Below are 24,180 nucleotides of genomic sequence, written 5' to 3' on the forward strand. Positions count from 1 at the left end.
CGTCGAGCCCGGCAGCCGCAGAACCGCCACCCACGCGCAGGTAGGCAAATACCGGTCCGCCCTAATCGTCCTTGCCCCTCACGACCACGAACTCCCGAAGCAACCGGGCCACCTCGCCAGGCCGCTCCAGGAACGGCGAGTGCCCGACGCCTTCCACGACCTCCACCCGTGCTCCCACCGCCGAGTACCGGGCGAAAGTCCTGTCACAGTCGTAAAACCGGTCCCGCCGACCGAGGATCACCAAGCACGGCAAGCCCAAAGCCGCCACCTGCGCATCGAGAGGACTGGACGCGAGTCGTCGCGCGCGATCCACGAGCACCACCCGAGCCATCGACGGCGCGGTGACGGCGTGATCGGCCAAGTCCTGCAAGGGATCCTCGAACCAGCTCACCCGGCGGAACCGGGCGGCGGACCGGATCCACCGCCGGTGGGCCACCGACCGGACGAGCGCGCCGGCCATCGGCAGCAGAACCCGGCTACCGGGCGGAAAGGACGCGTAGCTGTAGTCCGGAGCCTGCCCGATCAGCACCAAAGCCCTGACACGCGGCGAAATCTCGGCCAGCGCCAGCGCGACGTCGGCGCCGAAGGAATGACCTGCGACCAGAACGTCCTCGACGTCCAGCGTCTCGAGGACACCCGCCACCATGCGCGCCTGCGACACGGCGTCGAGGCCGGAAGAACCACCGGTGCACCCGTGCCCCAGCAGATCCACCCGGATCACGTGATGCCCCGAAGCCAGGCCGAGGGTCAGGCGGTCGAACCAGTGCACCGACCCGCAATACCCGTGCAGCAACAGCACCGGCGGCCCGGCGCCGTCCTGACGGACGTGGACGGCGGCACCGTTCACGTCGAGGAAGTCGCCGATGGGAGCACGCTGCACGCTCCCAACGTAACTCAGACCCGCGCGGTCTCCTTGCTGCGGGACAACACCAGAGCCACGATGCCGGCGGGGAAGAACATGAGCACGCCGTAGATCCCGGCGGGCACGGCCATCGTCTTGTCGCCGAGCACGGAGATCGCCACGGCGATCGCGAGGGTGGCGTTGTGGACGCCGATCTCCATGGCGGACGCGATCGACTGCCCGCGGTCCACCCGGAACAGACGCGGCACGTAGTACCCGATCGCGAGACTGAGCACGGAAAGCGCCAGCGCCACCGGCCCGAGTGTCCCGATGTTGTCCACCAGGGTCCGGAATTCCTGCGCGATCGCGGCCGCGATCACCAGCACGAGCACCACGGCGGAGCCGATCTTGACCGGTTTGCGCATCCGCTCGGCCCAGCCGGTGAACCGGCTCCGCACCGCCATCCCGATCACGACCGGGATCAGCACGATCGCGAACACCTGCACGAACTTCGCGGGCTGGAGCCCGACCGAGGCACCGCCGTCGAGGAACCCGGCCATCGACAGGCCGACCACCAACGGCAGCGTGAACACGGCCAGCACGGAGTTGATCGCCGTGAGCGTGACGTTGAGGGCGACGTCACCGCCGGCGAGGTGACTGAACAGATTCGCCGACGTCCCGCCCGGCGAAGCGACGAGCAACATCATCCCGACCGCGAGCACCCCTTCGATGCCGAACACCAGGATGAGGCCGAGGCAGATCGCGGGCAGCACGATCATCTGGCACACCAGCGCGATGACGGCGGCCTTCGGGTACTTCACCACGCGCGTGAAGTCACCGACGGTCAGGGTCAGCCCCAGCCCGAACATGACGAGCGCCAAAGCGACGGGCAAGAGGACCGAAAACATCGCCGAACCCATCGTGGGGCCTCCGTCCGATATGCCCTTTTCAGCTCGGCAAATCGTGTCAAGCGGCGAGAACCCGGTCAAGCCACCGAAACCCAGACGTGACCCCGCTTGACATTTCCGAGAGCAGTGCTCACTATAGCTACAGGCTCTAACGAACACGACAAGCATTCAAGGAGATCGGGATGAACACGCTGACCGAGGTGGTACTGCCGGGCAAGGTCGAGCCGGAAGGCCTGGAGCTGCGGGAACGCCCGCTCCCCGAGCCAGGCCCCGGCCAGGTCGTGGTCGCGATGGAGGCGACCGGGGTCTCCTTCGCCGAACAGCAGATGCGCCGCGGCAAGTACTACGACCAGCCGCCCTTCCCCTTCGTCCCCGGCTACGACCTGGTCGGCACGGTGCTGACCACGGGCGACGGGGTCGACAACGCATTCGCCGGCCGACGGATCGCCGCGCTGACGAAGGTCGGGAGCTGGGCCAGCCACGTGGTGCTCGACGCCGCCGACGTCGTCCCCGTCCCGGACGGCCTCGGCGCCGAGGAGGCCGAGACCGCGGTGGTCAACGGCATCACCGCCTGGCAGATGCTGCACCGCAAGGCGCGGGTGCGCGCCGGGCAGACGATCCTGGTCCACGGCGCGAACGGCGGGGTGGGCTCGCTGCTGGTCCAGCTAGCCACCCAGGCGGGCGTGCGGGTGATCGGCACGGCGTCGGAGCGGCATCACGAAGCGTTGCGGCGCTGGGGAGTCACGCCGATCGACTACCGGACCGAAGACATCTCCGCCCGCGTGCGCGAGCTCGCACCCGAGGGTGTCGACGCCGTCTTCGACCACGTCGGCGGCGCCAGCGTGCCCGCGTCCTGGAAGCTGCTCGCCCGCGGCGGCACCCTCGTCTCCTACGGCAGCGCCGCGACCCGTGACGACGAGGGCTCCAAGCAGTTGCCCGTGCTCAAGATCCTCGCGCGGGTGATGGTGTGGAACAGCCTCCCGAACGGCCGCAGCGCGTACTTCTTCAACGTCTGGGCGGGACGGTCCTTCGCCAAGAACCGGTTCCGCGCCCGCCTGCGCGAAGACCTCACCCAGGTCTTCGCGGCACTGAAGGACGGCACGATCACGGCCCAGGTCGCGGCGCGGCTGCCGCTGAGCCGGGTCGCGGAAGCGATGCGGCTGGCCGAATCCGGGACGGTCGCGGGCAAGGTGGTGCTCACGCCGTAAGGGTTCGGTAACCGCGTTCCGGGCCCCGCGGGCGGTTGAATGAGGACATGAAACGCAAGCGGGTGCTCGCCGTCCTGGCGGCCGGTCTGGTGGTGGCGGTGGCGGCGGGCCTCTACTGGTTCCAGCCGTGGAAGCTCTGGGTGAACGAAACGGTGCAGGAGGCGCTTCCCGTCGCCCGAACCTCCGAAAGTGCCGCGCCCGCCCCGAAAAAGCCCATGATCGTGGCGACCGGCGAGCTGATCAGCCACGAGCACGAGACCCGCGGCGGCGTCCGGATCCTGCGCGCGGACGACGGATCGCTGGTGCTGCGCCTGGAGAACCTCGACACGAGCAACGGTCCGGATCTGCGGGTCCTGCTCTCCGACGCGCCGGTGCTCCCCGGCAAGGACGGCTGGTTCGTCTTCGACGACGGCGCGCACGTGAGCGCGGGGAAACTCAAGGGCAACAAGGGCAGCCAGAACTACACCCTGCCCGAGGGCACCGATCTGACGCGCTATTCGAGTGTCAGCATCTGGTGCGACCGGTTCGACGTCTCGTTCGGCGCGGCCCAGCTGATCAAAACCGCCTAGGCGAGCCGGTTCACGGCGTACTCCAGTTCCGCGCGGACGGCTCGCAGGTCGATTCCGCCGGGATCGATGATCGCGGCCACGGCGATCCCCCGCAGCTGTCCGACCAGCGCCGCCGCGTACGCGTCCGGATCCCGGACTCCGGCGATGGAGCCGTCGGCGATCCCGGCGGCGACGGTCTGCGCGATGGCGAACCGGTACCGGCGGTCGGCCTCGGTCATCGCCGACCGCACCGCCGGATCGCCGACGGTCGCGTCCGTCCACAGCACCACGAAAGCCCGGTTCAGCGGCGGCATGTCGGTGAGCAGTTCGAAGAAGACGTCCAGCAGCGCGCGCAGCATGTCCATCGGGCTGGGGGTCAGGCCACCGGTCCGGGTGGCGACGGCGGCACCGAAGGCGTCGGCGAACTTCTCCGCGGCGAACTCGACGAGCCGCTGCACCAGCGTCTCCTTCGAGCCGAACAGCTGGTAGACGACGGCGCTCGGATAGCCTGTCCTGGCACAGATCATGCCGATCTTGAGCCGGGTGAAACCGGCCTCGCCGATGAGGCGGGCGGCGATGTCGAGAATCCGTGTCCTGGCCGCCTCCTGGTCACGCTGGACCTGGCGCTCCTCCGCAGACGAGTCCACGACGAGATCTTCCCATGACTTCCGGTTCGACACCCGCTGACGCGGCGTTACGATCGAGGCATGAGGATCGCCTTCTCCGCCGACGACCGGAACGCCACCACGGACGCCGTCCAGGCCTTCCTGGCCGAGGCAGGCCACGAGGTGATCCGCCCCGCGACGTCGGAACTCTGGCCGGAACTCGGCGCGGCGGTGGGCAAGGCGGTCGCCGACGGCGAGGCCGACTTCGGCGTGGTGATGTGCTGGACCGGGACGGGCACGGCGATCGCGGCCAACAAGGTCCCCGGCGTGCGTGCCGCGCTGGCCTGGGACACCTGGATCGCCGCGGGCGCGCGCAAGTGGAACGACGCGAACGTGCTGGCACTGAGCCTCAAACGGCTCTCCCCCGACGTGGCCGTCGAAATCACCGAGGTCTTCCTTTCCGGTATCGAGCCGGACGCCGACGAATCGGCGAATATCGCCCGGCTCGGCGAAATGGACGAATTCCGTCGGTAGACGGCACCGGACCTGTGAACGGTTAACGCTGTCGAACGTATTAGGCCGTTCGCAGGAAAATCACCACGCTACGTAGTGACGCTTCCCATATTGGTCCAGACCACGTACCGTCTCCCGCAACAAAGCGTTCCGCATGGAGGTGGTCGATGAAGACGCATCCCCGCCTGCCCGGCTCCGGCCGCGGCAACGCGATGTCGCCGATTTCGCACTGACGAAATCCCTCTCCAAGATCATTTCCCTGCACCGTGTTGTAAGGAGTGAAATGTCAAGAAAGAGATGGCATCTGGTCGGCCTGTTCACGGCCGTCGCGGCGCTGGCTGTCGGTCTGGTGACCGTGCCGGCGAACGCGGCGGGTGGGGTCGGGGCCACGCTGACCAAGGGCTCGGATTGGGGCGCTGGCTGGGAAGGCAAGTACACGATCACGAACAATTCGGGATCGAGCCTCACCTCCTGGACGCTCGAGTTCGACCTCGCGGCAGGCCACTCGATCGCTTCGCTGTGGGACGGCAGCTACACCGCCTCCGGCCAGCATGTGACCGTCAAGAACACCTGGAACGGCAACATTTCCAACGGAGCTTCGATCAGCTTCGGCTTCAACGTCAAGTATTCCGGCGCCTACACCGCGCCCGCGAACTGCAAGATCAACGGCGGCTCTTGCGATCCGGGTGGGGGCACCCCGACGACGAGCAATCCGCCCACGAGCACGACGTCCAACCCGACGACGTCGAACCCGCCCACGACGACCACCACGAGCAACCCGCCGACCACGACGACTTCGAACCCCAACCCCGGCGCGAAGAAGAACCTCGGCTACTTCGTGCAGTGGGGCGTCTACGGTCGCAATTACCACGTGAAGAACATTCACACTTCGGGTTCCGCGGCGAAGCTGACGCACATCAACTACGCCTTCGGCAACGTCACCAACGGTTCCTGCACCGCGAACGACGACACCTACGCCGACTACGACAAGTTCTACGACGCCGGGTCCAGTGTGGACGGTGTCGCGGACACGTGGGACAACGGCGCGCTGCGCGGTAACTTCAACCAGCTGCGCAAGCTGAAGAAGATGTACCCCGGCCTGAAGGTGCTGTGGTCGTTCGGCGGCTGGACCTGGTCCGGCGGCTTCGGCCAGGCGGCGAAGAACCCGGCCGCGTTCGCGAACTCCTGCTACAACCTGATCAAGGACCCGCGGTGGGCCGACGTCTTCGACGGCATCGACATCGACTGGGAGTACCCGAACGCCTGCGGTCTTTCCTGTGACACCAGCGGTCCCGGTGCCATCAAGGACGTGGCGCAGGCGCTGCGCACCAAGTTCGGCTCCTCGTTCCTGGTCACCGCCGCGATCACCGCGGACGCCAGCAGCGGCGGCAAGCTCGACGTCGCCGACTACGGCCCCGCGTCGGCGTACCTCGACTGGTACAACGTCATGACCTATGACTTCTTCGGTGCCTGGGCGGCAAAGGGTCCGACGGCCCCGCACTCGCCGCTGACCGCGTACCCCGGCATCCCGCAGCAGGGCTTCAACTCCGACGACGCCATCCAGAAGCTCAAGTCCAAGGGTGTTCCGGCGAGCAAACTGTTGCTGGGTATCGGTTTCTACGGCCGTGGCTGGACCGGCGTCACACAGGACGCCCCTGGCGGCACCGCGACCGGCGCGGCACCCGGCACCTATGAAGCGGGCATCGAGGACTACAAGGTCCTGAAGAACTCCTGCCCGACAACCGGCACGATCGCGGGCACCGCGTACGCGAAGTGCGGCAACAACTGGTGGAGCTACGACACTCCCGCAACCATCAATTCGAAGATGGGCTGGGCCAAGAACCAGGGTCTCGGCGGCGCGTTCTTCTGGGAACTCACCGGCGACACCAGCAACGGCGAGCTCGTCACGGCCATGCGTAACGGCCTTAACTGAGAGGTTTGACAGTGGCTAAGCGGACTTGGATCCAGGCCGTGGGCCTGGCCGCCGCTGCCGCAACGGCCGGTGCGGTCCTCGTGATCGCGCCGGCCTCCGCGGCCGGCGGCGTCGGCGCCGCCTTCAGCAAGGGCTCCGATTGGGGCTCCGGCTGGGAGGGCAAGTACACGATCAGCAACAACTCCGGATCGAGCCTTCCCACGTGGACGGTCGAATTCGACCTTCCCGCGGGACATTCGATCGCCTCGCTGTGGGACGGCAGCTACACCGCCTCCGGACAGCACGTGACGGTGAAGAACACCTGGAACGGCAACCTCGGCAACGGGGGCAGCACCAGTTTCGGGTTCAACGTCAAGTACTCCGGGAGCTATGTCGCCCCGGCGAACTGCAAGGTCAACGGCGGCTCCTGTGATCCGGGCGGCGGCGGCCCCACCACGACGCCGACCACTCCCACCACCCCGACCACGCCGACCACCACGACGACGACGTCGAACCCGCCGACGACCACCACGAGCAACCCGCCGCTGCCCGGCGGTCGTGGCGCGCCGTATCTGTACATGGGCTGGGGCAGCCCGCCGAACCCGCAGACGGTCATGAACGCGACCGGCATCAAGTGGTTCACCCTGGCGTTCGTGCTGGCGTCGAACGGTTGCAACCCCGCGTGGGACGGCAGCCGTCCGTTGCAGGGCGGCGCCGACGCGAACGCGATCGCGCAGATCAAGGCCGCGGGCGGGCAGGTCGTGCCGTCCTTCGGCGGGTGGAGCGGCAACAAGCTCGGCCCGAACTGCTCGACGCCGGAATTGCTCGCCGGTGCCTACCAGAAGGTGATCGACGCCTATGGTCTCAAGGCGATCGACATCGACATCGAGAACACCGACGAGTTCGAGAACGCGACAGTGCAGGACCGCGTCCTCAACGCGTTGAAGATCGTGAAGGCGAAGAACCCCGGTATCCAGACCATTCTCACCTTCGGCACGACGACCAGCGGCCCGAACTCCTGGGGCAACCGGCTCATCGACCAGTCGAAGGCGCTGAACGCCGGCATCGACGTCTACACGATCATGCCGTTCGACTTCGGTGGCGGCGCGGACATGTACGGCAACACCATCAAGGCCTCGAACGGCCTGCGGGACAAGCTGAAGTCGACCTTCGGGTGGGACGACGCCACGGCGTACGGCCACCTGGGCATCAGCGGGATGAACGGCCTTTCGGATCAGCAGGAGCTGACGAGTCTCGACGCCTGGACCAAGATCACCAACTGGTCCAAGACGAACAAGATCGCCAGGCTCGCTTTCTGGTCGGCCAACCGCGACCGGCCCTGTCCCGGTGGCGGCGTCGCCGAGAACTGCAGTGGTATCGCACAGAACGACTGGGACTTCACGCGGATCACCGCAGGCTTCTGACGTCCCTTCCCCTGAAACTGCGGGCCCGCACCGATGCTGCACGGTGCGGGCCCGCTCCTCTACCCACTTCGCCCTCTGATCGTGAGTGTGTCCCGAACGCCACGCCTGAGACGCTCACCGTCTCGAACGTGGCGCTCGGGACGTACTGCTGTCCCGAAAGTGACGAAATGCGGGGTCAGGGCAGGGCGTTCAGGAAGGGTTCGTGAGCGTTCTGGAATTCCCAGCCGTAGTACCGGTCCCAGTTGATCGACCACGTCATCAGCCCGCGCAGCGCCGGAGAAGCACCGCCCCGCAAGGAATACGATCCGCATCCGGAGTTCTTCACCAGGCAGTTCAGCGCCGAATGGACCGCCGCCGGCGCGGTGTGCCCGTTGCCCGCGCTCACCGCGGCGGGCAGGCCGAACGCGATCTGGTCCTCACGCAGCCCTGGGAACCGGAATCCGGTCGAGGACACCGTGAAGCCCGCCTTGATCATGTCGGTCATCGCGATGTGGAAGTCCGCGCCGCCCATGAAGTGGTACTGGTTGTCCAGCCCCATCACCGGCCCGGAGTTGTAGTCCTGGACGTGCAGCACGGTCAGCGCGTCCCGCATCGCGTGGATCACCGGAAGGTACGAGCCCGTCCGGTTGTCGGCGCCGCCGAGGCCGCCGTAGTACTGGTACCCGGTCTGCACGAAGAACGTCTCCGGCGCCATCGTCAGCACGAATCCCGCGCCGTACTTCGCTTTCAGCGTCTTCAGCGCAGAAATGAGATTGACGATCACCGGCGTTGTCGGGTTCCGGAAGTCGTTGTCACCGGAGTTGAGGTACAGCGAGTGTCCCTCGAAGTCGATGTCGAGCCCGTTCAGCCCGTACCGGTCGATGATCGCGGAGACCGAGCTGACGAAGGCGTCGCGCGCCGCGGCCGTGGTCAGCTGGACCTGGCCGTTCTGCCCGCCGATGGAGATCAGGACCTTCTTGCCCTGCGCCTGTTTCGCGCGGATCGCGGCGATGAAGTCCGCGTCGCTTTCCACCGTCGGGCATTCCGCCACCGGGCATCGCGTGAAGCGGATGTCGCCCGACGTCACCGAAGTCGGCTCACCGAAGGCCAGGTTGACGATGTCCCACGCGGCCGGGACGTCGGCCATCCGCGTGTACCCGGAGCCGTTGGCGAAGCTCGTGTGCAGGTAGCCGATCAGCGCGTGCTTCGGCAGACCGGTGTCGACGCAGCCGGTGGTCGTACCGCCCACCTCGGTGGTCTTCGGCGATTCGCCTGCGCTGTTGTACGCGGCCACCGAGTAGGTGTGCGAAGAACAGGCCGTCAGCCCCGAAATCGTCGCCGCAGTCCCGGTCGCCGTCGCGACGACGTTCCCGCCTTCGTAGACGCGGTATCCCGTCACAGTGCCCGCCGACGCTCCCCACGAAAGCGCGATCGACGAGTTCGTCACCGTGCCCACGGCCGGATTCCCCGGCGCCGGAGGCGCTCCCGGAGTCCCGCCGCCGGGTCCGTCGAGACTGACGTCGTCCGCGTAGAAGGTGCCCGCCCCGTACCAGCCGTGGACGTACACCTCCGCCGTCGTCTGCGTCGCCGTCGTCGTGAACGAAAGCGAAAGCTGCGTGTACGAGGTCGCGGCGGTCCAGGTCGACGGCCCGCCGGTGACCCCGAGGTACACCGGATTCCCGTTCACCCAAGCGGAAACCGCGTAGGTCGTGTTCGGCTGGACGGATACCGTCTGTGTGCACTTCCCGATCGTCGAACCGGGTGTGACCGCGACGGCGTAACCGCCCGAACGGACCGGTGTGGTCACGGCCGCGCCCGCCGCACAGGACCAGCCGGACGTCGAACCCGCCTCGAAACCGGGATTGAGGAGCAGGTTGGCCGCGCTCGCGGTGCCGCCCCCCGCTATCAGCCCGGTGAAGGTGAGCACCAAAACGGCCAGAAAGGCCAGGGATCTGGAACGCCTCATCGCGATTCCTCCGTGAAAGGGCGGCCTGCCGCCGCACTGGGCTAATTGTCTAGACCAATCCGGGGAAAGTCCATACCCTGGCACCACCAGGGCCTAAAGACCTGACTACTCCGGGCTGCTGTACCGGTGTGACGCGCGAGCGCGCTCCGTAACGTCGGAAGGGCAAACGAGGGCTGGGGGCTTTCGGGAGGTGGGGACTATGGGAACACACAGGGACACACCGAGAACGGCCCATCCGGCGTGACCGCCGTGGCAGAAGCCGTGCGCCCGGTATACAGCGCGGATGCGCACTCGACGGGAAAGGGTGCCTCGCGCGTGCCCCGGCCGGGAGAGCCGGACGGCGAGATGATCCGCGCGGCGATCAGCGGTGACCGGCGGGCCATCGGGAGCCTGCTGACGCTGCTCCGGCCGATCGTGATCCGGTACTGCGCGGGCAGGCTCGGCGGAACGATACGCGGCATCTCCAACGCCGAGGACTGCGCGCAGGAAGTCCTCATGGCCGTCCTGGTCGCCTTGCCGCGCTACAGCTACCAGGACAACAGCTTCCTGCCCTACGTCTTCGGGATCGCTTCGCACAAGGTCGCCGACGTCCGCCGGAACCTCGCCCGCGACCCGTCCGCGCCGGTCCCCGATCCGGAGCCCGAACAGGACGGTCCGTGGAACCCGACGTTCGAAGAGGTCGAGAAGGCGGATCGCAACCGCCGCTTGTCACAGCTGTTCGAGGTCCTCTCCGCGAGGCAGCGCGACGTGCTGGTGCTTCGCGTGATCCACGGGTTCAGCGCCGAGGAGACGGCGAAGGCGCTGGGCATGGCGAGCGCGGGCGCGGTCCGCGTCACCCAGCACCGGGCGCTCAACGAACTGCGCCGGGTGCTGCGCGAGGATCCCGGTTTCGCCGGCGGGTTCACCTTCCTCTAGACGGAGGGCTTGCGGCGTTGCGTGGCGTAGACGGCGGCGGCGGTGCGGCGTTCGAAACCGAGCTTGTGCAGCAAGGACGACACGTAGTTCTTGACCGTCTTCTCCGCCAGGTACAGCTTTTCCGCGATCTGGCGGTTGGTCAGCCCGTCGGCGATGTGGTCGAGCACCCGGCGCTCCTGCGGGCTCAGCTGTTCGTACCGCGGGTCGGGGAGGTCGCTCTCGCCGCGCAGACGGTTCATCACCGACGCCGTCAGCGTGCTGTCCAGGAGCGATCCCCCCGCGGCGACCGTGCGGACGGCCTTGACGAGCGCCCCGCCGGAGACCTGCTTGAGCATGTACCCGGCCGCGCCCGCCATGATCGCGCCGAACAACGCGTCGTCGTCCGAGTAGGACGTCAGCATCAGGCAGGCGGGCGGCGGGTCGATGGACGCCCGGATCTCCCGGCAGACACTGACCCCCTCGCCGTCCGGCAGCCGGACGTCGAGCACCGCGACCTGCGGTTTGACCGCGGGGATCCGCACGAAGGCCTCGGCGGCCGTGGACGCCTCGCCGACCACGGTGAAGTCGTCTTCCGCCTCGAAGACGGTCTTCAGCCCGGTGCGGACGAGTTCGTGATCGTCCAGCAGGAACACCGAAATCGTCATCCCACACTCCCCTGTCGGGCCGGTAGCTCCACCGACCAGTCGAGCCTCGTCCCGCCTTCCGGTCTCGCTTCGACGCTGAACGACCCGTTCCAGCGGGCCGCGCGTTCGGCGAGGTTCGCGACCCCGCTGCGATGGCCGGGTTCGACGGGCATGCCGACCCCGTCGTCCACCACCGAAAGTTTCAGCCACCGCCCGTCCCGGTCGACGGAGACGTCGACCGACACCGTCGTCGCCTCGGCGTGCCTGACCACATTGGACAGTGCTTCGCGCAGGGTCGCGATGAGATCCGAGCGGACCGTGTCCGGCACGGCCGAGTCGAGCGGCCCGTCGAACCCGACCCTGGGTTCGGAAGCGCAGCCCGCGTCCAGCGCGACACGCAGCAGCTCCGACCGGAGGCTGCCCTGAGCCTCCGCCGGTTCCTGCAGGGAAAAGATGCTGTTGCGGATCTCGCGGATCGTACGGTCGATCTCGTGCGCGAAACCGGTCACGCGGTCGGCGACGGCCGGTTCGGTCGCGAGCCTGCTGAGGCCCTCCAGGCCGAGGCCGATCGCGAACAACCGCTGGATCACCAGATCGTGCAAGTCGCGGGCGATCCGGTCGCGGTCCTCGAAGACGGCGAGCCGCTGCCTGTCCTGTTGCGCGCGGGCGAATTCGACGGCGAGCGCGGCGTGCGCGGCGAAGGTCTCGGCGAGCTGGACGTCGTAGGCGGAGAACGGCGTCCTGTCACGGAACTTCGCCACCAGCAGGACGCCGAGTTTCTCCTCGCCGACGATCAGCGGGACCGCGATCGTGGAGTCCAGGTCCTTGATCGCCGCGGGCATCGTGGAGGCGTTGTCGCCCTGGTAGTCGAGCACCTTCTCGCCGTAGTCCCGGACCACGACGGGTTTCCCGGTGGTGAACGCCATCCCGGTCGCGGTGCCCTCGGTGGGCACGGCGACGCCGGCGAGCTTGTCCGCGTCCGGTCCCGGCGGCTCGACGATCTCGAAGACCAGCTGACCGTCGCCGCGGGGCAGGGCCACCGCCCCCGCGGTGCCACCGGCGACGACACGGGCGCGTTCGGCGATGAGATGCAGGGTCGCGGTCAGATCCTGGTCGGTCAGCAGTGCGCCGGTGACGTGATAGGAGGCTTCGAGCCAGCGCTCGCGCCGCTGCACCTGGTCGAACAGCGCCGCGTTCTCGATCACCACCCCGGCCGCCGCGGTGAGCGCGACGAGCAGGTCCTCCTCGGCTTCGGTGAACTCCGCACCGTCCGGTTTGGGGGCGAGGTACAGCATCCCGAAGATGCGGCCGCGCACGCGCAGCGGCATCACACGGGACTCGTCCTCGGACGGCGCCTTTTCCCAGGCGTCGGCGACGCGGATGAATTCGCCCGAATCGAGGACGCTCAAGGCGCCGAACGGCGCACCGGTCAGCTCGCAAGCGGATTCGACCATCCGCCGCAGCACGTCGGAGAGGCTGAGATCGTGGGCGATCCCGGCCACCGCGTCCAGAATCCTGGGCGCCTTGGCGTCACTCGCCGCACTCACCCGCCGCACCGCCGTCACCGTCCCGGAGTAACGCTCCGGACAAGGGGGTCAGGAATGGCAGACGCGCCCGGAACGCTCATCTGGTGCGTCGATCACGGACAGTGCTTCGTTACTGCACACGCCGAGGATCCTTCGTCCGGTTACCGACTCGATCGGTATCCGGAGGTACCGCGAGTCCGTTCGCCCAGTCCAGCAGCCCAGCGGCAAGGTCGCGAGCTCGGCTATCACGATCGGATCACGCACCTCGGAAGCGCGGCCGAGGGCGGTGACGAACCAACCGCTCCCCAGGTCCGTGGTGAACTCGTCGACGGCGAAAGCCACCACGCTGTCGAGCACTCCGGCGAACAGCGCGCTCTGTGGCGGCGTCCGGACCACGATCGCGCCGTGGTGAAGCGCGAACCGCGCGGGCTGGATCGCCGGAAGGGCGCGGGAGGTGAACACCACCCGGCCGAGCCCGGCGCCCGCGAGCAGCGCCAGGCACTGCTCGCGGTCGAGCGTCTCGAGACCCAAGGAGTCGGACATTCGGCATCCCCGCGTTCTCGTCGTGTGCTTCGTCGAGATCCACGGTCCCTTCCCCGCCGACTCACCGGTAGGGCCAATGGACCCGCCTCATGCGGGGGATGCGGCGCTACGGCTTGGGCGACAGCAGGACCACGGGGATCTCCCGCTCGGTCTTGGTCTGGTACTGGGCGTAGTTCTTGAAGTCCGCGGTGATCTCGGGCCACAGGCGGGCACGCAGCTCGGTGTCGGCGACGCTCGCGACCATCGGCTGAGCGGTCTCACCCTTCAGGGTGACCTGGACCTCGGGGTTGTCGCGGAGGTTGAGGAACCACGCCGGGTGCTGGTCGTCGCCACCGCGGGAGGCGACGATGACGTACGCGTCGCCCTCGCGCAGCGGCGAGGTCAGCAGCACGGTGCGGGGCCGGCCGGATTTGCGGCCGATGGTGGTCAGTTCCAGGACGGTCATCCCGGCGACCTGCCAGCCGGCGCGGCCGCCGCTGACCTTCTGGATGACGCGGTGGACGGCGTTCATGGTCTTCAAGGCGAAATCACTGGGCATGCGGAGAAGGCTACTCCGCTTTCATCGCGACTTCGATTCCGTCCAGGAGAACGGTCAGCGAGAGCTCGAAGGCCTCCCGCGCCTCCTGTTCCAGGTAGGACACCGTCTCGTCCTCCATCCGGAACGCGTGCCCGGCCTCCATCCAGGTCAGCGTCGGGAACCGGTCGGCGAAGTCCGGCGAGACCTCGCGCAGATGCGCGGACCGCGCGTACCACCACTCGTCGCCGGACTGCCCTGTCACCTTCTCGGCCAGCCGCGTTTCCGACGCGGTCCTGGCGGGCTCGCGCACGCACGCGTACAGCGCGCTGACCAGCCGCCGCAGCACGACCGGGCGCAACCCGGTCCGGCGCAGGATCTTCACGAGCGCCTCCAGCACGACGTACTCGTTCGGCCCCAGCACCGGCCGGGCCTGCGAGATCTGCAGGACCCACGGATGCCGCAGGTAGAAGTCCCAGAGATCCTCCGCCCACTGCGTGACGTCGGCCCGCCAGCCGTCACCGTCGCGGGAAGCAGGCAACTCGGCGAGCGCCTTGTCGTACATGAGATCGAGCAGTTCGCTCTTGCTCGGGACATAGGTGTAGAGCGCCATGGCCGTCCGGCCGAGCCTGTCCCCGACGGCCCGCATCGAGAGGCCCGCCATCCCTTCGGCGTCCGCGATGGTGATGGCCGTTTCGACGATCAGCTCCACCGAAAGTCCCTGCTTGGGACCGGGACGCTCGACGTCCGGCGACTCCGTCCGCCACAGCAGCGCCATCGACCGCCGAGGGTCCCCTTGAGCCGCGTAGACGACCACTTGCCCAACTCCTTACAGCATAAACCAACCTCTGCTACCCTCACTTTACAGGCTAAAGAGTTCCAACCAGGGGAGAGCCATGCCTTCGGCCGCCGACAGCCACGACATGATCCAGGTGCGCGGAGCCAGAGAGAACAACCTCGCCGACGTCTCGGTCGACATTCCCAAGCGCCGCCTCACCGTCTTCACCGGTGTCTCGGGCTCGGGGAAGTCGTCCCTGGTGTTCGGCACCATCGCCGCGGAGTCGCAGCGGCTGATCAACGAGACCTACACCGCGTTCATCCAGTCCTTCATGGCCCCGGTCGGACGGCCGGACGTGGACGCGCTGCGGAACCTGAGCGCCGCGATCGTCGTCGACCAGGAACGGATGGGAGCCAACTCCCGGTCCACGGTCGGCACCGCGACCGACGCGCACACGATGCTGCGGATCGTCTTCAGCAGGCTGGGACAGCCGCATATCGGCACGTCCGGCGCGTTCAGCTTCAACCTTCCCGAGGGGATGTGCCCCGAATGCGAGGGGCTGGGGAAGGTCTCCACCATCGACGTCGACCAGCTCGTCGACAAGGAGCTTTCGCTCGACGAAGGGGCGATCACCGTCCCGAACTTCGCGCCGGGCGGCTGGTACTGGAAGGGACTGGCGGAGTCCGGCTTCGTCGATCCCGCGGTCAAGCTGAAGGACTACACCCCGCAGCAGTGGGAAGACTTCATGCACAAGCCCGCCACCAAGATCAAGCTCGCCGGGATCAACACGAACTACGAGGGCCTGCTGGTGAAGGTCCAGCGGCTTTTCCTGTCGAAGGACAAGGAAGCGACGCAGCCGCACATCCGGGCGTTCGTGGACCGGGCGATCACCTTCCGGCGATGCCCGGCGTGCGACGGCGCCCGGCTCAACGAGGCGGCGCTGTCGGTGAAGATCGACGGGCTGAACATCGCCGAGTGCTCGGCGATGCAGATCAGCGACCTGGCCGACGTCGTCCGCAAACTCGACGACCCGTCGGTCGGCCCGCTGATCCAGACCCTGCGCGGCACCCTCGACTCGCTCGTGGAGATCGGCCTCGGCTACCTGAGCCTCGACCGCGAGTCCGGGACGCTCTCGGGCGGTGAGGCGCAGCGCGTGAAAATGGTGCGGCACCTGGGTTCCAGTCTCACCGACGTCACCTATGTCTTCGACGAGCCGACCGTCGGGCTGCACCCGCACGACATCCAGCGCATGAACGGCCTGCTGCTCCTGTTGAAGGACAAGGGGAACACGGTGCTCGTCGTCGAGCACAAACCGGAGACCATCGAGATCGCCGACCACGTCGTCGACCTCGGGCCGGGCGCCGGGCCGAACGGCGGGCAGATCTGCTTCACCGGTGACGTCGCCGGGCTGCGCGCGTCCGGCACGCTGACCGGGCGGCATCTGGACCACCGGGCGCGGCTGCGCGCCGACGTCCGCGTGCCGACCGGGCGGGTCGAGATCCGGAACGCGACCCGGCACAACCTGCGCGGTGTCGACGTCGACGTCCCGCTGGGCGTGCTGACCGTGGTCACCGGGGTCGCCGGTTCGGGCAAGAGCTCGCTCATCCACGGCTCACTGTCCACAAGGGACGACGTGGTGGTGCTCGACCAGTCGGCCATCCGCGGCTCGCGGCGCAGCAACCCGGCGACCTACACCGGCCTGCTCGACCCGATCCGCACCGCGTTCGCCAAGGCCAACGGCGTCAAGGCGGCCCTGTTCAGCGCGAACTCCGAAGGCGCGTGCCCGAAGTGCAAGGGCATCGGGCTGATCTACACCGACCTCGCGATGATGGCCGGGGTGGCGACGGTCTGCGAGGAATGCGAGGGCAAGCGGTTCACCGCCGAAGTGCTGACCTACCGGCTGCGCGGCAAGAACATCAGCGAGGTCCTCGCGATGCCGGTCGCCGAAGCGCGGGAGTTCTTCCCCTCCGGCCAGGCGCGGACGATCCTGGACCGGCTCTCCGACGTCGGCCTCGGCTATCTCGGGCTCGGGCAGCCGCTCACGACGCTGTCCGGCGGGGAACGGCAGCGGATCAAACTGGCGATCCGGATGGCGGAGAAGTCGGCGACCTACGTCCTCGACGAACCGACCACCGGCCTGCACCTCGCCGACGTCGACCAGTTGCTCGGACTGCTGGACCGGCTGGTCGACGACGGCAACACGGTGGTGGTCATCGAGCATCACCAGGCGGTGATGGCGCACGCGGACTGGATCATCGACCTGGGGCCGGGCGCCGGTTCGGACGGGGGCCAGGTGGTCTTCACCGGGACTCCGGCCGATCTGGTCGCCTCCGGTGACACGCTCACCGCGCAGCACCTTCGCGCCTACGTGGGCCAGTAGCGCGTCGGCGGGCGTCGCGGAGAGCCATGCGAAAGGTGTCGTGCTCGACCGCTCGCGTGCCCGCCTGCTCGGGTGTCGCGAAAGCCACTTTCGGGACGTCTGATGTCCCGAAAGTGGCTTTCGCGACGTCGGCGCACCAGAGCGAGCCCGGCCGGGACTTTCGCGTGACCAAGCGGACGACACACGTGATCAGACGGACGTCACTCGGCCACGGCCGAGTCCCTCCGCGTGTCGTCCGCCCAGTCACGCGTGTCGTCCATCTGATCACGTGTGTCGTCCCACCGGTCACGCGAAACCGCCCGACCGCAGGTACCTGAAACACGGTTGGCTCTAACCCGAATCGCCACTCACGACCCCCGCGGACCGACGCCGAACCGCTTCACGGGCAGCCACCGCACCGACCAGCCCCAGCACCCCCAGCGCCAGCCCCGAGGTCACCATCTCCACCGGCGAGGCCGCCAGCGGCGAAACCCCGGTCACCGACTCCACCCCCACCACCGCGGTCAGGACGGCGTAGGCGCCGATCGCCACCCACACCAGCCGCACGCGCCGCCGTTCCGTCCAGTCCGTGAACCGCAGCAGCCAGGCGAGCCCCGGCAGGATGAGGATCGCGTGCATCGCCACCGCGTGCAGCGGCTTCAGCGCGCCGGCCGTGGTGTACGCGACCTGCGGATTCCCGCTCCGCGCCTCGACGACGCCGCTCGCGATCATCGCCGCGCCCGCGCCCAGCGCCACCAGCAGCGCGACGAAGCCGAACCGCACCGCGAGCCGCATGCTGGCCGTCGTCTCCCCTTCGCCGCGCATCGCGGCCGCGGTGAACGAGACCGCCGTCAGGATGATGACGCCGCCGCCCGCCGCGAGTGTCGTCGACACCGCGTTGTCGAAACCGGTCTCGAAGTTGAAGTGCGACGGCACCCCGCGCCAGGCCTGCATGCTCACCAGCGCCGTCTCGACGACACTCGCCCCGGTGAAAACGCCGAGCAGCGCGTTCCGCACGCGCGGCCGCACCGCGACGTACGACGTCGCCCAGGCGACGGTGGCCAGCGTCAGCCCGAACGACAAGCCGAAGGAGACCGCCTTCCGCATCGACAACGGCCCGGTCCACGACCCGCCGGACGCGATCAGCACGACCGCGTGCACGAGACCACTCAGAAACAGCAGCGCCCCGGTCACGTAGGCGACGCGTTCGATCGTCCGAATCATGCTTTCGAGTGTCTTCCGGGACGCCGCGAAAAGCGTCGGCCGTGAAGCGACACCTCGGCTACGTCCGCCTGCGTACCTGAGAGCCCCTCAGCGAAGACGGCGGTAGAGACCGATGGTCTGTTAGTCTGGCCGCCATCATGCCTCGCATCCTTGCCCGTGTCGCCGCCTTGATCGCCGTTCTCGCCCTCCTGTTCGGAGTGCCGTGGTGGACAATCGTCGGCGCACCCGAACTCCCGGCCGCGCTCGAAGTCCTCGGCACGATCGTGTTCGCCGCCGCGGTGATCGTCGTGCCCGCGTGCATGATCCTTGGGCACGGCCTGTGGCAGCGCGACCTCGCCGCGAAGGTCGGCGACCTCTCCCTCGGGCTGATCTGGCTGCTGTTCTCGTTGTCTGTGCTCGGAAACGTGCTGCGGCTCGTGCTCGCACTGTCCGGAGTGGACAGCGCGGCGGGGATCGCATCCGGCGTCGTCCTGGTGGCTTTCGTCGCACTGGCGGCGTACGGGATGGCCGAAGCCCGGCGCGTGCCGAGGCTCAAGGAGCTCGACGTGGTGATCCCCCGTCTCGGCGCCGGACTCGACGGTCTCCGTTTCGCGATCATCACCGACACCCACTTCGGCCCGCTGAACCGGACGACGTGGTCGGAGAAGGTCGTCGAGGTGGTGAACGAGCTCGACGCCGACGTCGTGGCCCACGCGGGCGACCTCGCCGACGGTTCCGTCGCCAAGCGCGCACAGCAGGTCGCGCCGCTCGGGAAGGTGCGCGCGAAACTCGGCAAGTTCTACATCACCGGCAACCACGAGTACTTCGGCGAGGCGCAGGCCTGGCTCGACCACATGCGCGACCTCGGCTGGGAACCGCTGCACAACCGGCATCTGCCGGTCTCCCGCGGCGGGGACACGCTCGTCTTCGCCGGGATCGACGACCCGACCGGCGCCGCCTCCGGCCTGCCAGGCCACGGCCCCGACCTCCCCGCCGCGCTCGACGGCGTCGCCGCGAGCACCCCGGTCGTCCTGCTCGCCCACCAGCCGAAGCAGGTCAAGCAGGCCGCCGAGGCGGGCATCGACCTCCAGATCTCCGGGCACACCCACGGTGGCCAGATCTGGCCGTTCCATCTCCTGGTCCGGCTCGACCAGCCCGTCCTGGCCGGGCTTTCGCGCCACGGCGAGCGCACGCAGCTCTACACGAGCCGCGGCACCGGCTTCTGGGGACCGCCGCTGCGCGTCTTCGCACCGAGCGAGATCACCCTCCTGACCTTGCGAAACGGCAAGTAGTCGACTGACCGCGACGCCCTCCGGCGTCGCCTCACGCACACCGACAACTTTTTTTGTCTTGACAACTGGAGCTTTCGGAGCGAAAGTAGTGCCCGACGAACCCCGCTCCGAAAGGCCGAGACGATGACCATCGCTGCCACCCGAACCACCACCACCGCCGTCCCGGCCCGCGCCCTGCTCGCCTGCGGCGCGGTCTCGGGCCCGCTGTACTTCCTGACCTCGCTCACGCAGGCCGCCGTCCGCGACGGTTTCGACGTGACGAAGCACCCGGCGAGCATGCTGAGCAACGGCGACGCCGGCTGGATCCAGGTGACGAACTTCCTGGTCACCGGCGTCCTGATGATCGCGGGCGCGATCGGCTTGAGCCGGACGCTCGAGCCGGGCAGAGGCAGCACGTGGGGACCACGGCTGCTGGGCGCCTTCGGTGTCAGCCTGCTCTTCGCCGCCGTCTTCAAGGCCGATCCGGGTAACGGCTTTCCCGTCGGCGCCGGCCCGGCCACCATCAGCACCGCGGGCGTCCTGCACATGGCCGCCGGTTCGGTCGGCTTCCTCTCGCTGATCGTCGCGACCTTCGTGTTCGCGAGCCGCTTCTCCCGTGAGGGCCACCGCGGCTGGGCCGTCTACTCCCGCGCCACCGGCATCGCGTTCTTCGCTTCCTTCGCCGGGATCAGCTCCGGCAACGCGAACGCCGTCGTGATGCTCGCCTTCTGGGCCACCGTGATGCTGGCCTGGGGCTGGGTCACCGCCGTCATCCTCCGCGCTTCCCGCTAGACAACCCTAGGAGAATCTCCGCCATGAGCACCGTGACCTCGCAAGACGGCACCAGCATCGCCTACACCCGCACCGGCTCCGGCCCCGCCGTCATCCTGGTCGACGGCGCGATGTGCCACCGCGAGTTCGGCCCGGCGACGCCGCTGGCCGCCGAACTGGCCCCGCATTTCACCGTCTACACCTACGACCGCCGCGGTCGCGGCGAAAGCGGCGACACCGAGCCGTTCTCCGTCGCCCGCGAAGTCGAGGACATCGCGGCACTGATCAAGGAAGCCGGCGGGACAGCCCACGTCTACGGGATCTCGTCCGGCGCCGCGCTCGCCCTCGAAGCCGCGAAAGCCGGGCTGCCGATCACGAAACTGGCGGTCTACGAGTTCCCGCTGGTCGTCGACGACACCCGCCCGCCGGTGCCTGCCGACTACCCCGAACGGCTGGAAAAGGCCATCGCCACCGGGAAGCCCGGCACCGCGATCAAGACCTTCATGCGCGAAGGCGTCCGTGTCCCGGCGCCGGTCGTGTTCATGATGCCGTTCACGCCCGCCTGGCCGAAGCTGAAGAAGGTCGCGCCGACCCTGCGCTACGACGCGGCGCTGTTCGACGGTCTGCACGACGGCACCCCGCTCCCCGAAGGGCGCTGGGCGGGCGTTTCCGTGCCGACGCTGGTGATGGACGGCGGCAAGAGCCCCGCGTGGATCCGCAACGGTGTCGCCGCGCTGGCGAAGGCTGTCCCCGGCGCCGAGCACCGGACAATCGAGGGCCAGACGCATATGCTCAAGCCGAAGGCGGTGGCCCCGGTACTGATCGAGTACTTCAACGGCTGACGGAGCGATCACGATGATCGAACTTGTCGAAGGCGATATCACCGAACAGCAGGTCGACGTCGTGGTCAACGCCGCGAACTCGTCACTGCTCGGCGGCGGCGGGGTGGACGGCGCGATCCACCGCCGCGGCGGACCGGACATCCTCACCGAATGCCGGGCCCTGCGCGCGGGGCACTACGGCAAGGGACTGAAGACCGGAGAGGCGGTCGCCACCACGGCGGGCCGCCTTCCGGCGCGCTGGGTGGTGCACACCGTCGGGCCGGTGTGGTCCGACTCCGAAGACCGGTCCGCGCTGCTCGCCAACTGCCACCGGAACTCGCTGCACGTGGCCGCCGACCTCGGCGCCCGCACCGTGGCGTTCCCCGCGATCTCGACCGGGATCTACCGGTGGCCGGTCGAATCCGCCGCGGAGATCGCCCTCGAAACCGTGCTCAGCACGCTTTCGGCCGGATCGTGTTCGGTGGAACTGGTGCGGTTCGTGCTGTTCGAGACGGCCGCCTACGACATTTTCCGGGACCAGGCGGACGCGCTCGGCGTGTAGCCACACCGAACTCGCGTGATCAGAAACGTGACTCGCGTGCTTGAAGACGTGACTCGCGTGATCAGAGGCGGAACTCATGAGTTCCGCCTCTGATCACGTGAGTTCCGCCTCCAAGCACGCGAGTTCGGTGTGGCTACACGCCTGCCGGCGAGGAGCCCCGCTGGACCAGCTCCCGCGCCGTCCCGCTCCCGTCTGCGGGAACAGCCCAGATCCCCGACTCCAGCCCGTAGGCCACGGTCCGGTCGTCGAGCCAGGCCGCCTGGTCGTCCACGCTCCGCGTCTCTGCCAGCATGGTCTCCCGCCCGGAAGCCAGGTCGAGGACGGCCAGCCGCCAAGGCGCCGCGACGTCGGCGGAGACGCGTTTCTTGAAGGCGACCCGTTTCCCGTCCGGCGAGAGCGACGGGCATTCGACGTTCTCGCGGATCATCCTCGCGACGAGCTTCTCGTAGTCCGCCTCGACGAGGTAGGTCTTCCCCTTCGTCCCCACGGTCGCGTAGAACTTCTTGCCGTCGGCGGCGAAGGTGATCCCCCAGTAGTTCACGTCGGACGAGTAGTACGGCTTGCCGTCGAGCAGGAGGGTCATCTCCTCGATGCTCTTCGTCAGTTTCCCGGTCGACAGGTTGAAGATGCCGGCCCTGGTCGAAAACCCGGTCTCCGCGTAGGAATCCCCGTTGACGAACAAGGTCCAGTAGGCGAGCTTGCCGTCCGGCGAGACCCGGCCGCGGCTGGGTGTGCCGGGCAGTTCGATCCGGCGGATCTCGGTGAGGTCCTTGTCCAGCACGATGACGTCGGTCATCGGCGGCAGCACCCCCGGCTGCGCGGCCAGGCACAGCGCGGTCCCCGCCGAAGCGGCGAACCGGTCGCAACTGAGACCGGACACTTTCCGGGTTTCGCCGGGACGATCGGCCGGGACGGTGGCCAGATGCCCGAAGTCGGGGCCTTCGGCGGTGTTGCGGAACAGCAGCTGTCCCTTCGCCTGCACCGAAACCGGCTGCCCGGTCACGACGGCGACGGCGTTGACCTCCGGCCCGCGGTCCCGCGAGTAGAGACCGTAGCCGACGGCCGCCGCGATCAGGACGACGACGGCCGCCACCACGCCCAGGATCCGCGCCCTCATGCGTAAGTCCGCAAAGGACGGAGGACGGCGGCCGCGGCGATCACGACGGCCAGCGCGCCCGCGGCGACCAGGACGGCTGCGTGCAGGTCCCACGTGGTCCACGCGAGTCCGAAAAGGACGGACGCGAGCATCCGCGTCGTCGCCTGCCCGGTCTGCACCAGTGCCAGTCCGCTCGCCCGCTGGTGCTCGGGCAGCAGCGGCCCGGCGGCGGCCATCAGGACACCGTCGGTGGCGGCGTAGAAGACACCGTGCAGCACCAGCGCCAGCACCGCGAGGATGCCGCCGTCCACCGGGCCGAGCAGCGCCAGCAGCGCGACGACCAGCGCGACGTGCCCGCCGAGGAACACCTTCCAGCGGCCGATCCGGTCGGAAAGCCTGCCGAACGGGACGGCGAGCAGCAGATAGACACCGGCGGTTCCCAGTGGCAGCAAGGGGAAGAAGACCGCGCCGAGGTCCCAGCGGCGCTGCAAAACCAGATAGAGGAACGAATCGCTGAGGGTGACCAAGCCCAGCAGGGCCGCCCAGACGCAGATCCGGCGGAACGGCGCCTGGCGGATCAATCCGGCGGTCTCCCGCAGCGAGACCTTGGGCCGGTCGGCCTTGGACTTCGGCTGGTGGTCCTTGACCAGCACCAGCAGGATGATCACGCCGATCGCGGCGACGCAGAAGCTCGTGAAGAAGACCGAGTCGTAGCTGCCGAGGCTGAGCCACAGGACGGCCATGGCGACCAGAGGGCCGAGGAACGCGCCGAAGGTGTCCATCGCGCGGTGCACGCCGAACGCGCGGCCGAGGTGTTCGGGGTCGCTGCTCAAGGTGATCAGCGCGTCCCGCGGCGCGGTCCGGACCCCCTTGCCGGTGCGGTCGGCCGCCAGGACGGCGCCGATCGCGACGGTGGACGAACCCGCCAGCATCAGGCCGATCTTGCCCAGTGCCGAGAGCCCGTAACCGAAGCAGGCGACGGCTTTGAGCCGCTGCCACCGGTCCGCGAGATGCCCGCCGACGAGCCGGACGACGGCGGTGACACCGGAGTAGAGGCCGTCGAGCACGCCGAACTGCAGCGGGCTCAGGCCGAGACCGAGGACGAGGTAAAGCGGGAGGACCGCGGTCACCATCTCCGACGAGATGTCGGTGACCAGGCTGACCAGGCCGAGCGCGACGACGTTCCCGGTGACGGCCCGTTTCACGCCGCTCTTCGGGACTTCCGCCGCGGTGTCCGCTCCCCTACTGGTAGCGATGTACATGGGAGACCTCCTGCGCCGTGAGGAGGTGCCGG

The 24,180-nt window shown here is 68.4% G+C and carries 23 protein-coding genes; 11 read left to right on the forward strand and 12 right to left on the reverse strand.

The features are described 5' to 3' along the window. Positions 1-61: 61 nt before the first annotated feature. Both AMYAL_RS0109325 and AMYAL_RS0109330 read right to left on the reverse strand, forming a co-directional pair. Complete coding sequence (locus AMYAL_RS0109325) at positions 62-880, reverse strand: alpha/beta fold hydrolase (protein ID WP_020631038.1); 819 nt, start codon at positions 878-880, stop codon at positions 62-64. 14 nt (positions 881-894) lie between these two features. Beyond that, positions 895-1,761 (reverse strand): bile acid:sodium symporter family protein, encoded by an 867-nt coding sequence (locus AMYAL_RS0109330; RefSeq protein ID WP_020631039.1) that lies wholly within the window; start codon positions 1,759-1,761, stop codon positions 895-897. Between the two features lie 170 nt (positions 1,762-1,931). Here AMYAL_RS0109330 and AMYAL_RS0109335 point away from each other — a divergent pair, with 170 nt between their 5' ends. Both AMYAL_RS0109335 and AMYAL_RS0109340 read left to right on the forward strand, forming a co-directional pair. Next, a complete protein-coding gene (locus AMYAL_RS0109335; RefSeq protein ID WP_020631040.1) occupies positions 1,932-2,957 on the forward strand; it encodes a medium chain dehydrogenase/reductase family protein in 1,026 nt (341 codons plus the stop codon). Positions 2,958-3,004: 47 nt separating this feature from the next. After that, entirely contained in the window at positions 3,005-3,526 is a 522-nt protein-coding gene (locus AMYAL_RS0109340) for a DM13 domain-containing protein (RefSeq protein WP_020631041.1), read from the forward strand. Here AMYAL_RS0109340 and AMYAL_RS0109345 read toward each other — a convergent pair. Then, positions 3,523-4,152 (reverse strand): TetR/AcrR family transcriptional regulator, encoded by a 630-nt coding sequence (locus AMYAL_RS0109345; RefSeq protein ID WP_020631042.1) that lies wholly within the window; start codon positions 4,150-4,152, stop codon positions 3,523-3,525. The two genes, AMYAL_RS0109340 and AMYAL_RS0109345, sit on opposite strands and share 4 nt — an antisense overlap. Positions 4,153-4,212: 60 nt before the next feature. Between AMYAL_RS0109345 and AMYAL_RS0109350 the strand changes: the two genes are divergently transcribed. From AMYAL_RS0109350 to AMYAL_RS0109360, 3 genes are all read left to right on the forward strand, one after another. After that, positions 4,213-4,644 (forward strand): RpiB/LacA/LacB family sugar-phosphate isomerase, encoded by a 432-nt coding sequence (locus AMYAL_RS0109350; RefSeq protein WP_020631043.1) that lies wholly within the window; start codon positions 4,213-4,215, stop codon positions 4,642-4,644. Between the two features lie 262 nt (positions 4,645-4,906). Next, positions 4,907-6,556, forward strand: coding sequence for a glycosyl hydrolase family 18 protein (locus AMYAL_RS0109355; protein ID WP_020631044.1), 1,650 nt, complete (start codon positions 4,907-4,909; stop codon positions 6,554-6,556). A 38-nt stretch (positions 6,557-6,594) separates the two neighbouring features. Beyond that, positions 6,595-7,959: a cellulose binding domain-containing protein gene (locus tag AMYAL_RS0109360; RefSeq protein WP_020631045.1), complete on the forward strand. Its 1,365-nt coding sequence runs from the start codon at positions 6,595-6,597 to the stop codon at positions 7,957-7,959. A 175-nt stretch (positions 7,960-8,134) separates the two neighbouring features. On the opposite strand, the gene AMYAL_RS0109365 is transcribed toward AMYAL_RS0109360, so the two are convergent. Continuing rightward, entirely contained in the window at positions 8,135-9,904 is a 1,770-nt protein-coding gene (locus AMYAL_RS0109365; protein ID WP_020631046.1) for a chitinase, read from the reverse strand. Between the two features lie 315 nt (positions 9,905-10,219). Between AMYAL_RS0109365 and AMYAL_RS0109370 the strand changes: the two genes are divergently transcribed. Next, entirely contained in the window at positions 10,220-10,819 is a 600-nt protein-coding gene (locus tag AMYAL_RS0109370) for a sigma-70 family RNA polymerase sigma factor (protein ID WP_026466893.1), read from the forward strand. On the opposite strand, the gene AMYAL_RS0109375 is transcribed toward AMYAL_RS0109370, so the two are convergent. From AMYAL_RS0109375 to AMYAL_RS0109395, 5 genes are all read right to left on the reverse strand, one after another. Then, positions 10,816-11,463 (reverse strand): response regulator, encoded by a 648-nt coding sequence (locus AMYAL_RS0109375; RefSeq protein WP_020631048.1) that lies wholly within the window; start codon positions 11,461-11,463, stop codon positions 10,816-10,818. The genes AMYAL_RS0109370 and AMYAL_RS0109375 overlap by 4 nt on opposite strands. Then, positions 11,460-13,007 carry a sensor histidine kinase gene (locus AMYAL_RS0109380; RefSeq protein ID WP_020631049.1) on the reverse strand — a complete coding sequence of 516 codons (1,548 nt, stop codon included), beginning with the start codon at positions 13,005-13,007 and terminating at the stop codon, positions 11,460-11,462. The genes AMYAL_RS0109375 and AMYAL_RS0109380 overlap by 4 nt, the downstream gene beginning before the upstream one ends. 30 nt (positions 13,008-13,037) lie before the next feature. After that, positions 13,038-13,511 carry a pyridoxamine 5'-phosphate oxidase family protein gene (locus tag AMYAL_RS0109385; protein WP_020631050.1) on the reverse strand — a complete coding sequence of 158 codons (474 nt, stop codon included), beginning with the start codon at positions 13,509-13,511 and terminating at the stop codon, positions 13,038-13,040. Positions 13,512-13,617: 106 nt separating this feature from the next. After that, positions 13,618-14,049 carry a nitroreductase/quinone reductase family protein gene (locus AMYAL_RS0109390; RefSeq protein ID WP_020631051.1) on the reverse strand — a complete coding sequence of 144 codons (432 nt, stop codon included), beginning with the start codon at positions 14,047-14,049 and terminating at the stop codon, positions 13,618-13,620. Positions 14,050-14,059: 10 nt separating this feature from the next. After that, on the reverse strand, positions 14,060-14,842 hold the full coding sequence (locus tag AMYAL_RS0109395) for a TetR/AcrR family transcriptional regulator (protein WP_026466895.1): 783 nt from the start codon (positions 14,840-14,842) through the stop codon (positions 14,060-14,062). A 79-nt stretch (positions 14,843-14,921) separates the two neighbouring features. Here AMYAL_RS0109395 and AMYAL_RS0109400 point away from each other — a divergent pair, with 79 nt between their 5' ends. Then, the gene (locus AMYAL_RS0109400) at positions 14,922-17,183 is read left to right on the forward strand and encodes an ATP-binding cassette domain-containing protein (protein ID WP_020631053.1); all 2,262 of its coding nucleotides are present in this window, start codon (positions 14,922-14,924) and stop codon (positions 17,181-17,183) included. Positions 17,184-17,513: 330 nt separating this feature from the next. On the opposite strand, the gene AMYAL_RS0109405 is transcribed toward AMYAL_RS0109400, so the two are convergent. Continuing rightward, the gene (locus tag AMYAL_RS0109405; protein ID WP_020631054.1) at positions 17,514-18,386 is read right to left on the reverse strand and encodes a hypothetical protein; all 873 of its coding nucleotides are present in this window, start codon (positions 18,384-18,386) and stop codon (positions 17,514-17,516) included. Between the two features lie 137 nt (positions 18,387-18,523). Between AMYAL_RS0109405 and AMYAL_RS0109410 the strand changes: the two genes are divergently transcribed. The 4 genes from AMYAL_RS0109410 (at position 18,524) to AMYAL_RS0109425 (ending at position 21,790) form a co-directional block, all read left to right on the forward strand. Continuing rightward, positions 18,524-19,657 (forward strand): metallophosphoesterase, encoded by a 1,134-nt coding sequence (locus AMYAL_RS0109410; RefSeq protein ID WP_020631055.1) that lies wholly within the window; start codon positions 18,524-18,526, stop codon positions 19,655-19,657. Positions 19,658-19,780: 123 nt separating this feature from the next. Then, positions 19,781-20,428 carry a DUF998 domain-containing protein gene (locus AMYAL_RS0109415; RefSeq protein ID WP_020631056.1) on the forward strand — a complete coding sequence of 216 codons (648 nt, stop codon included), beginning with the start codon at positions 19,781-19,783 and terminating at the stop codon, positions 20,426-20,428. A 23-nt stretch (positions 20,429-20,451) separates the two neighbouring features. Beyond that, entirely contained in the window at positions 20,452-21,249 is a 798-nt protein-coding gene (locus tag AMYAL_RS0109420; RefSeq protein WP_020631057.1) for an alpha/beta fold hydrolase, read from the forward strand. Between the two features lie 13 nt (positions 21,250-21,262). Then, entirely contained in the window at positions 21,263-21,790 is a 528-nt protein-coding gene (locus AMYAL_RS0109425) for an O-acetyl-ADP-ribose deacetylase (protein WP_020631058.1), read from the forward strand. A gap of 133 nt (positions 21,791-21,923) precedes the next feature. Here AMYAL_RS0109425 and AMYAL_RS0109430 read toward each other — a convergent pair whose 3' ends face one another. Then, positions 21,924-22,907 (reverse strand): TolB-like translocation protein, encoded by a 984-nt coding sequence (locus AMYAL_RS0109430; RefSeq protein ID WP_020631059.1) that lies wholly within the window; start codon positions 22,905-22,907, stop codon positions 21,924-21,926. Then, complete coding sequence (locus tag AMYAL_RS0109435; RefSeq protein WP_026466898.1) at positions 22,904-24,148, reverse strand: MFS transporter; 1,245 nt, start codon at positions 24,146-24,148, stop codon at positions 22,904-22,906. The genes AMYAL_RS0109430 and AMYAL_RS0109435 overlap by 4 nt, the downstream gene beginning before the upstream one ends. Positions 24,149-24,180 lie beyond the last annotated feature (32 nt).

Origin of the sequence: Amycolatopsis alba DSM 44262 (genome assembly GCF_000384215.1) — a bacterium.
GTDB classification, from domain to species: domain Bacteria; phylum Actinomycetota; class Actinomycetes; order Mycobacteriales; family Pseudonocardiaceae; genus Amycolatopsis; species Amycolatopsis alba.

What these genes read in the sequence shown, in the direction of transcription:
- AMYAL_RS0109330 (WP_020631039.1), bottom strand. Translation starts at nt 1,761, where the DNA reads ATGGGTTCGGCGATGTTTTCGGTCCTCTTGCCCGTCGCTTTGGCGCTC.
- AMYAL_RS0109335 (WP_020631040.1), top strand. Translation starts at nt 1,932, where the DNA reads ATGAACACGCTGACCGAGGTGGTACTGCCGGGCAAGGTCGAGCCGGAA.
- AMYAL_RS0109340 (WP_020631041.1), top strand. Translation starts at nt 3,005, where the DNA reads ATGAAACGCAAGCGGGTGCTCGCCGTCCTGGCGGCCGGTCTGGTGGTG.
- AMYAL_RS0109350 (WP_020631043.1), top strand. Translation starts at nt 4,213, where the DNA reads ATGAGGATCGCCTTCTCCGCCGACGACCGGAACGCCACCACGGACGCC.
- AMYAL_RS0109355 (WP_020631044.1), top strand. Translation starts at nt 4,907, where the DNA reads ATGTCAAGAAAGAGATGGCATCTGGTCGGCCTGTTCACGGCCGTCGCG.
- AMYAL_RS0109365 (WP_020631046.1), bottom strand. Translation starts at nt 9,904, where the DNA reads ATGAGGCGTTCCAGATCCCTGGCCTTTCTGGCCGTTTTGGTGCTCACC.
- AMYAL_RS0109375 (WP_020631048.1), bottom strand. Translation starts at nt 11,463, where the DNA reads ATGACGATTTCGGTGTTCCTGCTGGACGATCACGAACTCGTCCGCACC.
- AMYAL_RS0109385 (WP_020631050.1), bottom strand. Translation starts at nt 13,511, where the DNA reads ATGTCCGACTCCTTGGGTCTCGAGACGCTCGACCGCGAGCAGTGCCTG.
- AMYAL_RS0109390 (WP_020631051.1), bottom strand. Translation starts at nt 14,049, where the DNA reads ATGCCCAGTGATTTCGCCTTGAAGACCATGAACGCCGTCCACCGCGTC.
- AMYAL_RS0109400 (WP_020631053.1), top strand. Translation starts at nt 14,922, where the DNA reads ATGCCTTCGGCCGCCGACAGCCACGACATGATCCAGGTGCGCGGAGCC.
- AMYAL_RS0109405 (WP_020631054.1), bottom strand. Translation starts at nt 18,386, where the DNA reads ATGATTCGGACGATCGAACGCGTCGCCTACGTGACCGGGGCGCTGCTG.
- AMYAL_RS0109410 (WP_020631055.1), top strand. Translation starts at nt 18,524, where the DNA reads ATGCCTCGCATCCTTGCCCGTGTCGCCGCCTTGATCGCCGTTCTCGCC.
- AMYAL_RS0109415 (WP_020631056.1), top strand. Translation starts at nt 19,781, where the DNA reads ATGACCATCGCTGCCACCCGAACCACCACCACCGCCGTCCCGGCCCGC.
- AMYAL_RS0109420 (WP_020631057.1), top strand. Translation starts at nt 20,452, where the DNA reads ATGAGCACCGTGACCTCGCAAGACGGCACCAGCATCGCCTACACCCGC.
- AMYAL_RS0109425 (WP_020631058.1), top strand. Translation starts at nt 21,263, where the DNA reads ATGATCGAACTTGTCGAAGGCGATATCACCGAACAGCAGGTCGACGTC.
- AMYAL_RS0109430 (WP_020631059.1), bottom strand. Translation starts at nt 22,907, where the DNA reads ATGAGGGCGCGGATCCTGGGCGTGGTGGCGGCCGTCGTCGTCCTGATC.
- AMYAL_RS0109435 (WP_026466898.1), bottom strand. Translation starts at nt 24,148, where the DNA reads ATGTACATCGCTACCAGTAGGGGAGCGGACACCGCGGCGGAAGTCCCG.